The organism is Tolypothrix tenuis PCC 7101 (assembly GCF_963874875.1).
Taxonomy (GTDB): Bacteria; Cyanobacteriota; Cyanobacteriia; order Cyanobacteriales; family Nostocaceae; genus Aulosira; species Aulosira tenue.
Genome location: NZ_CAWNJS010000001.1, coordinates 4,406,932 through 4,424,691, shown reverse-complemented (window position 1 = coordinate 4,424,691; position 17,760 = coordinate 4,406,932). Strand labels below are relative to the sequence as shown.

The following is a 17,760-nucleotide window of genomic DNA, read 5'->3' as shown; positions in this document are numbered from 1 at the left end:
AAGCTGGTAAAATGAGCAATACAGAAATCCAAGAATCAATAGAAAAAATTGCCATTATTGGAATGGCTGGGCGGTTTCCAGGAGCAAAAAATATAGAACAATTTTGGCAGAATTTAAAAGAGGGTGTCGAGTCAATTTCTGCATTTTCGGAAGAAGAATTAATTGCTGCGGGAATAGAGCCAGCTTTACTAAATGAACCCAATTATGTCAAAGCTGGTGGTGTAGTAGAAGACATTGATTTATTTGATGCGGCGTTTTTTGAAGTTAATCCCAAAGAAGCTGAAATCACAGACCCCCAACACCGTTTATTTTTAGAATCTGCTTGGGAAGCTTTAGAAAATGCTGGTTATGACAGCCAAAGATGTAATAGTCGCATTGGAGTTTATGCTGGAGCTAGCCTTAGCAATTATTGTTCCTTTGACTTCAATACTGATCAAGTAGGTTCAGCGACATCTTACCAAACATTAATTGGTAATGATAAAGATTTCTTGAGTACTCGTGTATCTTATAAATTAAATCTTAAAGGGCCGAGTATTACAGTTCAAACTGCTTGCTCTACTTCATTAGTTGCAGTGTCTTTAGCTTGTCAAAGTCTGCTGAATTATCAATTTGATATGGCTTTGGCGGGAGGGGTTTCTATTCATACACCTCAAAAAACAGGTTATCTAGCTCAAGAAGGAGGAACTTTATCGCCGGACGGACATTGTTACGCCTTTGATGCGAGAGCAAAAGGGACAGTTATTGGTAATGGGGTAGGAGTTGTTGTACTGAAAAGGCTCCAGGATGCGATCGCCGATGGTGATTTCATTTATGCAACCATCTTAGGTTCCGCAATTAATAACGATGGTTCTGGTAAAGTTGGCTACACAGCACCGAGTGTAGATGGCCAAGCCGAAGCGATCGCAGAAGCCATGATGTTGGCTAATGTGGAGCCGGAGACAATTAGTTATATTGAAACTCACGGTACTGGTACAGCTTTAGGCGATCCGATTGAAATTGCTGCACTGTCGCAAGTTTTTCGTAGCACTACAGATAAAACAGGTTTTTGTGCGATCGGTTCAGTCAAAACTAACATCGGTCACTTAGATGCTGCTGCGGGAGTGACTGGACTGATTAAAACAGCTTTAGCACTCAAGCATAAGCTAATTCCACCCAGCTTAAATTTTGCACAACCCAATCCCCAAATTGATTTTGCTAATAGTCCGTTTTACGTCAATACTAAGTTGAGCGAATGGCAAACAGGCGCAAATCCTCGTCGCGCTGGTGTCAGTTCCTTAGGTATGGGGGGAACTAATGCTCATATCATTCTCGAAGAAATAGAGCAGAGGAGCAGAGCCTCCGCGACCCTCGGCGACCTGGAGCAAGAAATAAATTATCAGTTGTTAGTGCTTTCAGCTAAAACTGATTCAGCTTTAGAAACTGCAACTAAAAATCTGGCTCAATACCTCACACAGCATCCTGATTTAAACTTGGCAGATGTAGCTTATACGCTGCAATTAGGACGTAGAGAATTCAACCATCGCCGCATTCTTGTATGTGAAAATATCGACGATGCAATCACAGCCTTAAGCCAGCAAGATTCTCAAAGAGTTTTGACAAATTACCAAGAACCCTGTCAGCAATCTATCGCTTTTATGTTTCCGGGACAAGGTTCTCAATATGCAAACATGGGTAAAGAACTCTACGAAACCGAAGCCATATTTCGTGAACAAATTAATCGCTGTTGTGAAATATTAAAACCTCACTTAGGGATAGATTTAAGAACAGTAATTTATCCCCAAAATAATGAAGTCGCAGCCGAGAAACTCAAACAAACTCAAATTGCTCAACCAGCATTATTTGTCATTGAATATGCGTTAGCGCAATTATGGATGTCTTGGGGTGTGCATCCGCAAGCAATGATTGGTCATAGCATTGGGGAATATGTAGCAGCTTGTTTGGCTGGGGTATTTTCTTTAGAAGATGCTTTGGCTTTAGTAGCAACTAGAGGACGGTTAATGCAGAAAATTCCTCCTGGTTCTATGCTGGCTGTTTCCTTACCCCAAGAACAAGTTCAAGCTTTATTAAATGAACAATTATCTATAGCTGCTAGTAATGCACCATCTGCTTGTGTGGTTGCTGGAAGCCATGATGCTATTAATCTTTTTCAAGAAAAGCTGTTAGAGAAAGGCATCAATTGTCGTCGGCTCCATGTTTCCCATGCTTTTCATTCGCCGATGATGGAATCTATTTTAGAAGCATTCCGACAAGAAGTAGCTAAAGTTAAACTGCATCCGCCAAAGATGCCTTTTATTGCTAATGTCACAGGAACTTGGATTACAAATCAACAAGCAACAGATCCTAATTATTGGGTAAAACATTTACGTCAGACAGTTCATTTCTCAGCAGGTATTACTGAATTATTTAAAGACCAGAATTGCATCTTGTTAGAGGTAGGCCCAGGTCGAACATTATCTACCTTTGCTAAACAGCAGTCAACTAATAGGGTAATAGTTTCCTCTTTACCTCATCCGCAAGAAAAACAGTCAGATATTGCTTTTTTACTCAATAGTTTAGGTCGCCTTTGGCTATCAGGAGCCTCAATAAACTGGTCAGGATTTTATACTAATGAACGTCGTCAGCGCCTTCCTTTGCCAACTTATCCCTTTGAGCGTCAGCGTTATTGGCACGTTCAAAAAACTTCTGTTACACAGTCTCACGAACATCAGAAATTATCAGATTTTTGGCAATCATTGATTGAAGCTGCTCAAGATCAGTCTGTTCGCGGAATTTCTGCATTTGATGAACAAAATTACTTAGCTAACAAACATCATTTAGAAGATTTATGTGTCACTTATATGAATCTTGCTTTGCAGGATTTAGGAATTTTCAGCAATATATCTGATAAATATTCCTTAGATGAGTTGTTAGAACAAGGCAGAATTTTACCTCGTTATCGACAATTATTGTGTCGTTGGCTAACAGTTTTGCTAGAACGGGGACATCTCAAGCAAGATGCAGTTCGTTTTAGTAATCTTCTGCCTATATCTAAAACCGAAGTTAATAATTTAGTAGCAGAAATTAAAATAAAATGGACAGATACACAACAAAGAATTGAACTCGTCCAAAATTATGGCGAACACCTTGCTGCTTTATTAATCGGCGAACAAGAGCCGTTAGAATTGCATTTTGCCACCTTAGTTAAAGACGGAAAAATTGCTAGAGAAAATTCCCTGAGTGATAAATATTATAATAGTATTATCAAAGCAACTGTAGAAAAATTAGTGCAATCGCTACCGTCAGAGGCTAATTTAAGATTTCTTGAAATTGGCGGTGGGACAGGTATTGCAACTGCGGAATTATTACCTTTATTACCATCTCAAAGAACTAAATATACTTTTACTGATGTAGGTAGTTTTTTCCTAGAAGAAGCGAAAAAGAAGTTTCAAGACTATCCATTTGTAGAATATAAGTTTCTCGATATAGAGAAATCTTTGACGGAGCAAGGATATACAAGCCAGAGTTTTGATATCGTTATAGCTGTTAACGTCTTACACGTTACTCAAGATTTAGGTAAAACACTTGATACTGTGCGTTCCCTATTAGCACCTGGTGGTTTTCTCCTAATTCAAGAAATTACTCAACCTCAGTTAGAATTTGATATTACTGACGGTTTGCTGATGTCTCCATTAGAAGATGAACAACGCAGCCAAGGAAATCCTTTCTTCTCTAAAGAACAGTGGCAAGAATTACTTCATCAGCATGGTTTTACTAAAGTAGCAGCTTTTTCAGAGACAGAAGCTTTTGGACAACATATTTTACTCGCTCAAGCTTCTCTATCAGCAACCGAATCGAAAGATAGCAAATTAGATATAGCTGATTGGTTTTATATTCCATCGTGGGAACGTTCTTTACCACCTCATTCTCAACTAATAAATAATCACAAACAAGAACGCTGGTTGGTATTTGTCGATGATTGTGGTTTAGGCGATCGCATTGTACAGCGATTACAACTGCAAGGACAAAATATCATTACCGTTGCGTTGGGAGAAGAATTTACTGCTACAGAACAACAAGGAGATCGCTCATATACAATTAACCCTAGACACAGAAGCGACTACAACAGGCTGGTTCAGGAACTACGGACTCTGAATTGCTTACCTAACAAAATTGTGCATTTATGGAGTATTACCCCTGTAAATGAGACAGAATTAGCAATTGCAGATGTGCAAGCTGCTCAAGATAGAGGATTTTACAGTTTGCTGTTTCTTACCAAAGCCTTGCAAACAGAAAATAAGTCAAATAAACTACAAATTAAAGTTATTTCCAACAATATTCAGGCTGTCAGACCAGATGAAATTCTTTGTCCCCAAAAAGCTACTATAGTGGGATTAGTAAAGGTAATTGGGCAAGAATATCAAAATATTCAATGCTGTAGTATTGATATTAATCTGCCAAAATCAGGTAGTTGGCAAGAAGAAAAACTGACAGAAAAACTGCTAACTGAATTCACCAATTTATCAAGCGATCGCATAGTTGCTTATAGAGGTGGACATCGTTGGGTACAAACTTTTAAACAAGTACATTTACCAGCAATTCCGAAAACGCCAAAACTCAAAACAGGAGGAGTTTATCTAATTATTGGTGGGCTAGGAAGCTTGGGATTAGTATTAGCAGAACATCTAGCAAAGAACTTTCAAGCCAAATTAATTCTGACAGGGCGTTCTGATTTTCCCCAGCGCGATGAATGGTCTCAATGGCTAATAAAAGAGGATACTACGAGTAGTAAAATTCGCAAACTGCTGGAGTTAGAAAGCCTTGATGCTGAGGTAATGGTAGTGCAGGCGGACACTGCTAACTTAGAGCAAATGCAACAAGTAATAGCGCAAGCAGAGACAAAGTTTGGTGCAATTAATGGTGTGATTCACTCCGTGGCGACTAGCTTAACCGAGAGAATGAGACCGATTGAGCAAATTACAGAAGCGGAATGCGATCGCGAATTTCAAGCAAAAGTATACGGCTTGTTAGTATTACAACAAGTTTTGCAGAATAAAGAACTTGACTTTTGTTTATTAATATCTTCTTTAGCCTCAATTTTTGGTGGAGTTGGACATAGTGCATACTCAGCATCAAACCTATTTATGGATGCTTTTGTTGCCCAACATAATCAAATACATTCTATTCCTTGGATTAGCGTTAACTGGGATGGAAGAGTACCATTTTTATCAGTCAAAAATGAATCCATATCTTTTCTGAATCCTGAGTTAATAATGACACCACAAGATGATGTAGAAGTCTTTAACAGCATCTTAGCTTGGGATGAACTAGGACAGGTTGTTGTGTCTACGAGAAACCTAGAAATAAGAATTAAAGAATGGTCTAGCTTCACTTCTATAGAACAAAAAGATAATTCATCTTTGGGACATTCTAGACCAAAGTTAAACAGTGTTTATTCTGCTCCCCGTAACCAGATAGAACAAGAAATTGCTAATCTGTGGCAAGAGTTACTCGGCGTTAATCAAGTTGGCATTTATGATAATTTCTTTGAGTTGGGTGGAGATTCTTTAACTGGAGTGACTCTGATTAATAAATTTCAACAAAAATTGCATAAAACTATTCCAATAGCAGCATTGTTTGAAGCCCCAACTGTTGCTGAATTAGCTGAATACTGCCAAAAACAATCGCCTATCCCTGTTTTATTCAACGACAAAAATAATTTAGAAACAAGCGAACGTGAACAAGGGGTACTATGAAAAATATCAAGAAGTTTTTATCGGAAATTGAAAGTTTAGACGTAAAACTTTGGGTAGAAGGACAGCAGTTACACTATAATGCTCCCAAAGGTACAATTACATCAACTCTACTGACTCAAATACGTGAACGTAAGGCAGAGATTTTACAAGTATTACGTCAAGATGATGTAATTCAACCTGTACAGCGAAATCAGCCACTACCCTTATCTTTTGCTCAACAAAGACTCTGGCTTGCAGAACAATTACAACCTAATAGTTTTACATATAACGAACCAGTTGCTCTGCGATTACTTGGTTATCTCAATATAGAATTGTTAGAAAAAAGCATCAATGAAATTGTGTGCCGCCATGAGATTTTGCGTACTACTTTCACTACAATAGATGGACAGCCTGTACAAATAATTTCTGCAAATTTAGAAGTTAAAGTATCAGTAGTAGATTTCAGCAATTTACCAGAAAATGAGCGAGAAACCAAGGCACAAAAATTTGCTCAACAAGAAGCTGAGTTACCTTTTGACCTCACAAAGTTACCATTAATTCGAGTTTCAGTAATTCAGCTTAGTCAGGAAGAGAATATATTATTAATTACCGTACACCATATTGTTTGGGATGGCTGGTCTATAGGAGTATTAATTCGAGAGTTAAGTACCCTATATCGTGCATTTTATTATGATCAACCTTCTCCATTACCAGAAATAAAAATTCAGTATGCTGACTTTGCTGTTTGGCAGAGAAATTGGTTGCAAGGAAAAGTTTTAGCCCAAAAGTTAGCTTATTGGCGAGAAAGACTTGGTAATAATTTGCCAGTGCTGCAATTACCTACAGTGCGCCCAAGTACAGAAGTTAAAACTAATCGTGGTGCTAGTCAATCTTTTTTGATTCCTGCTAACTTAGCACAAGCAATTCAAGCATTAAGTCATCAAGAAGGCGTTAGCCTATTCATGACTTTGTTAGCCGCTTTTCAAGTATTATTATTGCAATATACCAAACAAGAAGATATTGTTATTGGTACAGATATTGCTAATCGTAATCGGGCTGAAACAGAATCGTTAATTGGGTTTTTCATGAATCTGTTAGTGTTACGTACAGATTTAAGCGGTAATCCTAGTTTTCGAGAATTGCTGGCAAGAGTACGCCAAGTTACTTTAGAAGCTTATGCTCATCCAGATTTACCTTTTGAGGAATTAGTTAAAGCTTTACAACCTGAACGGAGTTTGAGTAATACATCACCATTATTTCAGGTTTTATTTGTTCTGCAAAATACTCCGATGCCCTCTTTAGATTTACCAGGATTGACATTGAAAGAGTGGTTCTGGAGAAATGACACTGCCAGGTTTGAATTAGCAGTATTTTTAACCAAAACTCCTCAAGGAATTACTAGCACCTGGCGCTATAATAGCGAACTATTTACAGAAAGTGCGATCGCCGATAGGCGTGCCGTAGGTATCGCTGGTATGGCAAGTCATTTTGAAACTCTACTAAACAATATCGTTAAACAACCTAATGCCCGAATTAATAGTTTAGAAATATTGACTGAAGCTGAAAAGAAACAACAAGCTATGCAAAACAACAAGCGCAAGGCTTTTAATCGAGAAAAATTTATTAAAATTACTCCTACCAGTATCAATTTATCATCACTAAATTTAGTCAAAACCACATATTTACAAGCGGGTAATACCTTTCCTGTAGTAATTCAACCTTTAGCTGATGACGTTGATTTAGCAGATTGGGCTAAGAGTAACCGTGAATTTATAGAAAATGAATTATTAAAGCACGGTGCTATCTTATTTAGAGGATTTCAAACTAATACAGTCAAAGAGTTTGAAAATTTTGCTGGCGCAGTTTGTCCAAATTTATTTGGTGACTATGGCGATTTACCCCGCACTGGTGAAGGTAACAAAGTATATGGTTCTACTCCTTACCCAGCCGACAAAGCCATACTGTTTCATAACGAAAGTTCTCATTTGCATTGCTGGCCTTTAAAAATCTGGTTTTTCTGCGTTCAACCTGCACTACAAGGCGGAGAAACACCAATTATCGACTGTCGCAAAGCTTATAAAATTCTCCCAGCAAAATTACGAGAAAAACTTGCCCAAAAACAATTTATGTATGTTCGTAACTATACGAATAATTTAGATGTGATCTGGCAAGATTTTTTCCGCACTTCCGATAAAAGCGTAGTTGAAGATTACTGTCGCCAAGCTGGAATTAGTTTTGAATGGTATGGAGACGATAGTTTAATTACTCGCCAAGTGCGTCCAGCATTAGCAGTACATCCTCAAACTGGTGAATCAGTATTCTTTAATCAAATTCAATTACACCACATCGCTTATTTGGATATAAAAACGAGAGAATCTTTATTATCTTTATTTGATGAGAAAAAACTACCCCGCAACGTTTATTACGGCGATGGTACTCCGATTGAAGATGATGTAATTGCAGAAATTAATCAAGTATATCAACAGTCTCAAACTAGCTTTCCCTGGCTAAAAGGAGACATTCTCATGTTAGATAATATGTTATGCGCTCATGGTCGTTCCCCCTATATTGGACAACGCAAAATTGTAGTAGCAATGGGAGAAATGATTCACAGTAATAATATTGCAAAGCCAAAAGAGGAAGAAGGAAGTATATGCTAAGTGAAACTATGAATGGTTTTCGACTTTCTTTGCAGCAAAAGCAGCTTTGGTTATTGCAACAAGAAAGCAGTGCTTATGTTGCTCAAACTGCTATTTTGCTAGAAGGGAATTTAAACAAAGAAGCTTTAAAAGCTGCTTTAAAAAAAGTTATATCACGCCATGAAATATTACGCAGCAGCTTCTGTAAGGTGGTAGGCTTGAAACTGCCAATTATGGTGGTAGAAAATAGCTGTATTTTTTCCTGGCAAGAAATAGATTTAATTAATGCAGAAGCAGATGCAATTGATTTGGCTTGTCAAGATGAAATTGCAAAGCCTTTTAATTTAGAGCAAGCACCACTTTTACGAGCATCTCTACTAAAACTATCGATAAATAAACATATTTTAGTGATTACTTTACCAGCATTATGTGCTGATAGCGATACACTAAAGAATTTGTTTAGGGAAATTAGCGATTTTTATAGTGATGGTTTCGACACAGAAGTTGTGCAGTATGCTCATTTTTCTGAATGGCAAAATCAATTATTAATCGAACCAGAAGCAGAAAATTTTAAAGATTATTGGCTTCAGAAAGATTTTGCGGCTGTCTTTCAATTGCAGCTTCCTTGCCAAAATCAAAGCCAAATTCAAGGAGCATTTCAGCCACAATATTGGGAATTTATAATTGATGGCAACATTATTAAAGCAGACTATTCTCTAGATGAGTTCTTCTTGTCATGCTGGCAGGTTTTATTGTGGCGACTCACCAAGCAATCAGAAATTATAGTTGGCTGTATTAGTAATGGTAGAGAATATGAAGAATTACAAGACACTTTTGGTTTAATTGCTAAATATCTCCCGATTGCTCATCGCCTTACACCAGATTTAAGCTTTGAGGAAGTTATAGAGCAGGTTAGACAAGCTACACAAAATGCTCATGAATGGCAAGAATATTTTATTATTGAAGAAATAGATAGCTTATCTGACGGATTTCCAATATTATTTGAATTGACAGATTTCCCTGAAAAACGTTACTTAAATGATTTAACGTTCTCAGTTTATAAACATTATGCCTGTATTGACAAATTCAATATTAAGCTTTCTGGCTTTGTTAAAGATGACTGTGTAAATCTAAGAATTGATTACGATCATAATTTATTTACATCTGGAGCGATCGCAATTTTAGCCGAGCAATTTCAAACCTTAGTAAGCAGTGCGATCGCTAATCCAAATTACCCAATTAGTAAGCTTGAAATTCTTCCTATTCATCAGTTAAAACAACTACTAATTGATTTCAATCAAACCCAAACTGATTATCCTCAAAATAAGTGCATTCACCAGCTATTTACAGAACAAGCAGCCAAGACACCAGACAATATTGCTGTGGTGTTTGAGAATGAACAGCTTAGTTACCGTGAATTGAATCATCGGGCAAATAAATTAGCTAATTATCTCCAACAGTTAGGAGTTAAACCTGATGTATTGGTAGGGATTTATTTAGATAAATCTCGTCTCTCAATAATTGCTATTTTGGCAGTTCTCAAAGCAGGTGGCGCGTACTTACCTTTAGATTCAACTCTGCCTAAAGAACGCTTGAATTTGATGTTGCAAGATTCTCAAATACAAGTTTTATTGACTCAAGAAACATTACTTGTAAATTTGCCAGAACATACAGCGCAAGTAGTTTGTTTCGATAATTGGAAAGCTGAAACCAGTTGCAAAAATCCTGTTAGCAGCGTCACCTGTGAAAACTTAGCTTATGTTATCTATACCTCCGGTTCTACAGGGATACCAAAAGGCGTTGCAGTTGAACATCGCCAACTATGCAACTATCTCCAAGGTATTTTAGAGCAACTAGATTTACCTGATGCTGCTAGTTTTGCAACTGTCTCTACCTTGGCGGCTGACTTAGGTAATACTGTTATATTTTCTGCTTTATGTACAGGCGGATGTCTGCATATTATTTCCCAAGAACGTGCTACTAACCCCGTAGCGTTAGCGGAATATTGTCGCCGCCATCCTATCGATTGTCTGAAAATAGTTCCTTCTCATTTGAATGCGTTGTTAACTGTGGCTAACCCTGAAGAAATTTTGCCCTCTCAATTACTGATTCTGGGTGGTGAAGCCGCAAGTTGGGATTTAGTCAAACAAGTTCAGCAGCTAAAACCGATTTGTCAAATTTTAAATCACTACGGCCCAACAGAAACTACTATTGGTGTGCTGACATATAAAGTGCAACAGGAAGCCGCACAATCAAAAACAGTCCCTCTTGGTCGTCCGATTGCTAACACTCAAATCTATATCCTCGATGAACATCTGCAACCAGTTCCTATATCTGTACCAGGGGAACTGTATATTGGTGGCGCAAACTTAGCGCGGGGCTACCTCAACCGTTCTGAATTGACTCAAGAACGGTTTATTGCTAATCCTTTTAGTGAGGTTGAAGGAAGCCGCTTGTACAAAACTGGTGATTTAGCCCGTTATTTGCCTGATGGTAACATCGAATTTTTAGGACGTTGCGATCGCCAAGTAAAAATTCATGGTTTCCGCATCGAACTAGAAGAAATCGAAACTATCTTGCGCCAACACCCAGCAGTTAGGCAAGCTGTAGCCACTGTGCGTGAGGAACGCTTGGTTGCTTATGTGGTTTCTCTGCATACCACTACTAACGACTTGCGACAGTTTATGCAGGAAAGATTACCTGAGTACATGGTTCCTACTGCTTTTGTCATCCTTAACGCCATTCCCCTCACAGCTAACGGCAAAGTAGATTATCAAGCATTACCCGCACCAGAACTCGCCGCAGAACTAGAAAAAACATATATTGCGCCACGCACACCGCAAGAGGAATTGTTAGCCAAAATTTGGGCAGAAATTCTCGGTTTAAAGCAAGTAGGCATTGATGATAACTTTTTTGCGTTAGGCGGTGACTCTATCCTCAGCATTCAGGTAATCTCGAAAGCGAATCAAGCAGGTTTGCAACTCACGCCTAAGCAATTATTTGAACATCAGACAATCGCCGAGTTAGCAGCAGTAGCCGAAACAACTCAGCCTATTAAGACAGAATCAGGCTTAGTCACTGGAGAAGTAGCCCTCACCCCGATACAACATTGGTTTTTTGCCCAAAATTTACCCAATCCCCACCACTGGAATCAGTCAGTATTGCTAGAGGTACGGCAGAATCTAGACTTCCAGATATTAGAACAAGTAATTAAGCAATTACTACAACATCATGATGCGTTGCGATCGCATTTTCAACTAACGGAAAATGGTTGGCTACAAATTACTGCTGCACCTGACGAGATAGTACCTGTTAGCAGATTTGATTTAGCAGACAAACTAGACGCAGAACAAGCCATTACATCTATTGCTACTGAATTACAAGCCAGCCTCAACCTCTCTACTGGCCCTTTAATCCGGGTTGCTTATTTTGACCTTGGTCAAGATAAACCACCTCGATTGTTAATTATCATTCACCATTTAGTAGTTGATGGTGTCTCTTGGCGAATTTTGTTAGAAGACTTGCAAACAGCTTACCAGCAACTTAGCCAAGGTCAGAAAATACAGCTACCTGCAAAAACTACATCCTTCCAGCAATGGGCAGAAAAGTTAAATGAATATGCTCAGGCTCTAGAGTTAGAATCAGAACTCCCATACTGGCAAAATCAAATTCAGCAATCAGTTATTAACTTGCCAACAGATGATCAAGCTGCAAATACAGTCACATCTGTGGGAACTGTATCGGTTTCACTCAGCAACCCAGAAACGCAAGCCCTGTTACAAGAAGTACCAAAGGCTTATCAAACCCAAGTTAATGATGTTTTGCTGACAGCATTAGTTCAAGCTTGCGCCCAATGGACAGGAGATAATTCACTGTTCCTCACCCTCGAAGCACATGGAAGAGAAGAGATTTTCCCCGATGTCAACTTATCGCGAACAGCCGGCTGGTTTACTGCCCAATTTCCAGTTCTGTTGAACTTAGGCGATGCTTTCTCACCAGGAGATGCCTTAAAAACTATTAAAGAGCAGTTACGTAATATTCCGCACAATGGCATAAATTACGGTGTTTTAAAATACTTGAGCCAAAATAGCAGCCTCCAAGCTACACCCCAACCGCAGTTGAAATTCAACTATTTAGGGCAATTTGACCAAGTATTACCAGATACTTCTATTTTTCAACTTGCAGCCCAAACTACTGGCCCCAACCGTAGTTTGCAAGGAAGCCGTAGCCATTTACTAGAAATTGACGGAATGGTGACTCATGGACAGTTGCAATTGAATTGCACATATAGCCAGAACATTCATCACCCCAATACTATTGAACGCTTGGCTACTCATTTTATAGAAGCACTGCGCGGCTTAATTAGCCATTGCCAATCACAAGATGCTGGAGGATACACACCTTCAGATTTTCCAGAAGCAGAACTCAGCCAAACTGAACTTGACAAACTGCTTGCCAAAATTAGCCAAATGAGTAGGTAATACAATTTTAGATTTTGCGAAAAGTTGCAAGGAGGGTTTCCCTCCGTAGCAAACTTTTCAAGACGGATTTTGGATTGGGAATTGTCTTCTGGGTCTTTTTTGTGTGAATCCAACTTGGTATTAAAATTTTTATGAAAGTAGAAAACATTGAAGATATATATAAACTCTCACCTACACAGCAGGGATTGCTTTTTCACACACTTTATGATTCAGAGTCGGGAGTGTATTGCGATCGCTACAATATTACCCTCAAAGGCAATCTGAATATTTTGGCTTTTGAGCAAGCTTGGCAGCAATTAGCAAAAAGGCACGCTGTTTTGCGTTCTTCTTTCCACTGGGAAGATATAGAAGAACCTATGCAAGTGGTACATCGACAAGTAGAACTACCTCTTGAACAACAAGACTGGCGAGGGATAAATTCAGCACAACAGCAACAAAAACTAGAAGCTTTTTTGCAAACAGAACAAAGGCGCGGCTTTGAACTTTCACATCCGCCTTTAATGCGGTTAGCGTTAATTCAAATGGCTGATGATGTTTACCAATTCATTTGGAGTAATCATCACATCCTTTGGGATGGCTGGTCGCGGGTTGTGTTGTTCAAAGAATTTCTAGAAATTTATCAAGCATTATCTACTAATCAAAATCCATACTTAAAACCTGCTTTTCCCTATCGTAAATATATTGGTTGGTTGCGACAGCAAGATTTATCGCAAGCAGAAAATTTTTGGCGAAATGCCCTCAAAGGATTTACTGCACCGACAGCTTTGGTAGTAGATAAATTTGCTGCCAATACATCTAGTAATCAGGAATATAATGAGCAGAAAATTGAATTATCGGTAGCAGCTACAGAAAAACTCAAATCTTTTGCACGTCAATATCAAATTACTGTCAATACTTTAGTCCAAGGAGCTTGGGCTTTACTTCTGAGCCGATATTCTGGTGAAGATGATGTTATTTTTGGGGCTAATACTTCCGGTCGTCCAGTTAATTTACCAGGGGTAGAATCAGCCGTTGGGTTATTTGTAAATACCTTACCTGTGCGGGTGCGGGTGCATGGAGATGAATCTATTATTTCTTGGTTGAAAAACCTGCAAGCTGAACAAGCCCAAGCACGACAATATGAATATACTCCCTTGGTACAAATTCAGAGATGGAGCGAAATATCTCAAGGCTTACCTTTATTTCAAAGTTTTATTGCCTTTGAAAACTATCCTGTAGATTCTTCCTTACTCCAAGGCAAAGAAAACTTAGAGATTGAGGGATTTAGTGCTGTTAATCGCAGCAACTATCCTCTATGTCTAATTGTCGCGCCTTTAGAGCAATTACAACTTCAGATTAACAGCGATACCCATTCCTTTGAGCCTGCTACCATCACCAGAATGCTGGGACATTTGCAAACTTTACTAGAAGGTATGGTAGCAAATCCAGAGCAGCAGTTAAAGGATGTACCGTTGTTAACCCAGAGAGAGCAACACCAGTGCTTAATAGAGTGGAATCATACCCAAACTGAATATCCGGTAAATCTTTGCATACATCAGCTATTTGAAGCACAGGTAGAGAAAGCACCAGATGCAGTAGCTGTAGTATTTGCCGACCAAAAGCTGACATACTGGGAACTGAACCAAAGAGCCAATCAACTAGCAAACTACCTCCAAAAATTCGGAGTCGGGACAGAGGTACTGGTGGGAATTTGCGTTGAGCGTTCCTTAGAAATGGTAATTGGACTGTTAGCTATTCTCAAAGCTGGTGGTGCTTATGTGCCGATAGATCCAAATTATCCTCAGTCACGGCAAGCTTTCATACTGCAAGATGCCCAAATTCGGGTATTAATTAGCCAAAAAGATGTAGTAACAAAATTACCAGAACATCAAGCCCAGGTCATTTGCTTGGACTCCGACTGGATCACCATTTCTCAAGAAAGCACTAAAAATCCTGATATTAAAAATTTAACACCAGAAAACTTAGCATATATCATTTACACCTCTGGCTCTACAGGTCAGCCCAAGGGTGTATTGATACCTCATCGGAATGTTGTGCGTCTGTTACAAGCAACTCAATCATGGTTCCATTTCAATGAACATGATGTCTGGACGCTGTTCCACTCTTATGCTTTCGACTTCTCGGTTTGGGAACTCTGGGGCGCACTCTGCTATGGCGGAAGAGTCGTAGTCGTTTCTTACTTGGTCAGCCGCACACCGCAATCTTTCTGTGACTTGTTGTGTCAAGAGCAGGTAACGATTCTTAACCAAACACCATCAGCTTTCCGCCAATTGATGCAGCAAGAAGAATTATCTGACCAAAGAGGCGGAGGGGAACATGGGTATCAAGCCCCGCCCTTCCAGGGCGCTCTTACTGGGGCGGAGTGCAATCTCCGTTCCAAGTCTTCCCCCTTGCTCCCTGCTCCCTGCTCCCCTGCTTCTTGTGACAAGACCTTTGCTAATAACCTGCGCTTAGTAATCTTTGGTGGCGAAGCACTTGATATCCAAAGTTTAGCGCCTTGGTTTGAGCGTCACGGAGATGATTCGCCGCAGTTGGTGAATATGTACGGTATTACTGAAACCACTGTACACGTCACCTACCGTCCCCTAACTTTAGCAGATTTAAAAACAGCAAATGGTAGTTTTATAGGTCGTCCAATTCCAGACTTGCAAGTATATATCCTGGATAAGCACAATTCATTACTACCGATTGGGGTTCCTGGAGAGATGTGTATTGGTGGCGCGGGTTTAGCTAGAGGCTACCTCAACCGTCCCGAATTAACTAGCCAAAAATTTATTCCCAACCCTTATAGTAACCAGCCTGACGCACACCTTTACAAATCAGGCGATTTAGCTCGCTACTTACCCAATGGAGAACTAGAATATTTAGGACGTATCGACCATCAAGTAAAAATCCGAGGGTTTCGCATTGAACTAGGGGAAATTGAAGCACTCCTCAGACAACACCCAGCAGTGCGGGAAACTGTAGTTTTAGTGCGAGAGGATCAACCCAGCGACAAACAGTTGGTAGCTTACATTGTTACCAACTCCCAACAGGTTCCAACCACCAGTGAATTACGAAACTGGCTGAAAGTCCAACTGCCAGATTATATGCTCCCATCAGCATTTGTGCTGCTAGAGGCAGTGCCTTTAACATCTAACGGTAAAGTTGACCGTCAGGCGTTACCTACACCAAATAGTGCTAGACCAGAACTAGACGAAGCTTATGTAGCTGCTTCCACTCCCGAAGAGAAGGTGTTGGTAGATATTTGGGTGCAAGTCCTGGGTGTTGAACAGGTTGGTATTCACGATAACTTTTTTGCTTTAGGTGGAGATTCCATCCGCAGTATCCAAGTATTGAGCAAAGCCAAAGAGCGAGGCTTGAGCCTTTCCCTACAGCAGATAGTTCAACATCAAACCATACATCAACTAGCTCAAGAACTGACAACGGCAAAAGTTAGCAGTGCTACTACAGAACAAGTCCAAGCGTTTAACCTGATATCTGAAGAGGATTTGTGTAAGTTACCCCAAGATGTAGAGGATGCGTACCCTCTGACGATGCTTCAGGCAGGAATGCTGTTTCACAGTCAGTATAGTGCCAACACCAAAGCTTATCACAACGTCTCTAGCATTCATCTCAAAGCTCCTCTCGACTTTGAGAAATTACATACCGCCGTACAACAACTGGCAAACCGCCATCCTGTGCTACGTACTTCCTTTGATTTGAGTAATTTTAGCGAACCGTTACAGTTAGTTTATAAAACTGTTATTGTTCCTTGTCAGTTAGAGGATTTACGCCACTTATCTGTTGCAGAACAAGAAGAAATACTATCTTCTTGGTTTGAAGCCGAGAAAAACAACAAGTTTGACTGCACAATTGCACCACTTTTGCGCTTTCAAATCCATCGCCGTAGCGAAGAAACATTTCAGTTTAGCTTTACCGAACATCATGCTATTCTCGACGGCTGGAGTGTGGCTTCTATGTTAACTGAATTATTTGAACTATATTTCTTTCTGTTGGGTAAAGAAATTTCTCCAATTGCGCCACCACCAGCCAACGCCTTCCGTAACTTTGTAGCTTTGCAAAAACAAGCAATCCAGTCAAAGGAATGCCAAAGTTATTGGATACAAAAGCTCCATGACAGCCCACAGACAACTATACCTCGTCAACCCATTTCCCAAAGTTCTGCGGAGGAAAATTCAGAAGTTTGTGTTGTGCAAGTAGCTATTAATTCTGAAGTTTCTCAAGGTCTGAAAAAACTAGCTCAATCTGCTAAAGTTCCACTCAAAAGCGTACTGTTTGCTGCCCACTTGAGAGTAATTAACAAACTGTGCCTTCAGCCAGAAGTAGTCACCCTAATTTCATCGAATGGGCGACCAGAAACAAGTGATGGTACTCGCTGTCTTGGGCTTTTTCTCAACCCTTTACCATTGCGGATGAAACTGCCTCAAGGTAGTTGGATAGATTTGATATTTCAAGCTTTTGAAACTGAGCAGAAGTTATTGCCCTACCGATGGTATCCAATGGCTCAGATTCAAAAAGATTTAGGTGGAGAACGCCGCTTTGAAACTTGTTTTAATTTTACTCACTTTCATGTTTACCAGCGTTTGGAAACATTGGGTGAGTTAGAAGTATTAAATGTTCAGGGATTTAACATTACAGACTTTGCGATTTTAGCTGAGTTTAGGTTAAATGTAATTTCTGATCAAATTGAACTTTCCTTGTGTTGTAATACTGCTGAATTAAGTAACCAGCAAATAGAGGAAATTTCTCATGATTACGCCCAGACTCTAATAGAAATATTTCAATCTGCAAATGCAGAATACAAGATTTTTGGGGCTGGGGATAATCAGAAATTAGTAAATCATGTAGAAATTCAAAACATAGAAAAATCAAGTATTCAGAAATTGAAACTTGCTAAACGTAAAGCATTGCCAAGTTGATAAAAAT

General features: G+C 39.4%; 4 protein-coding genes. All 4 read left to right on the top strand.

Annotated elements, in window-relative coordinates; genetic code table 11:
* The first annotated feature begins 11 nt into the window (after positions 1-11).
* The 4 genes from AACU25_RS17855 (at position 12) to AACU25_RS17840 (ending at position 17,753) form a co-directional block, all read left to right on the top strand.
* On the top strand, positions 12-5,732 hold the full coding sequence (locus AACU25_RS17855) for a type I polyketide synthase (RefSeq protein WP_096577833.1): 5,721 nt from the start codon (positions 12-14) through the stop codon (positions 5,730-5,732).
* The gene (locus AACU25_RS17850; RefSeq protein WP_096577831.1) at positions 5,729-8,371 is read left to right on the top strand and encodes a condensation domain-containing protein; all 2,643 of its coding nucleotides are present in this window, start codon (positions 5,729-5,731) and stop codon (positions 8,369-8,371) included. Before AACU25_RS17855 ends, AACU25_RS17850 begins: the two co-directional genes overlap by 4 nt.
* Positions 8,365-12,831, top strand: a complete 4,467-nt coding sequence (locus AACU25_RS17845) for a non-ribosomal peptide synthetase (RefSeq protein ID WP_096577829.1) — start codon at positions 8,365-8,367, stop codon at positions 12,829-12,831. The genes AACU25_RS17850 and AACU25_RS17845 overlap by 7 nt, the downstream gene beginning before the upstream one ends.
* A 131-nt stretch (positions 12,832-12,962) precedes the next feature.
* Complete coding sequence (locus AACU25_RS17840) at positions 12,963-17,753, top strand: condensation domain-containing protein (protein WP_096716327.1); 4,791 nt, start codon at positions 12,963-12,965, stop codon at positions 17,751-17,753.
* Positions 17,754-17,760 lie beyond the last annotated feature (7 nt).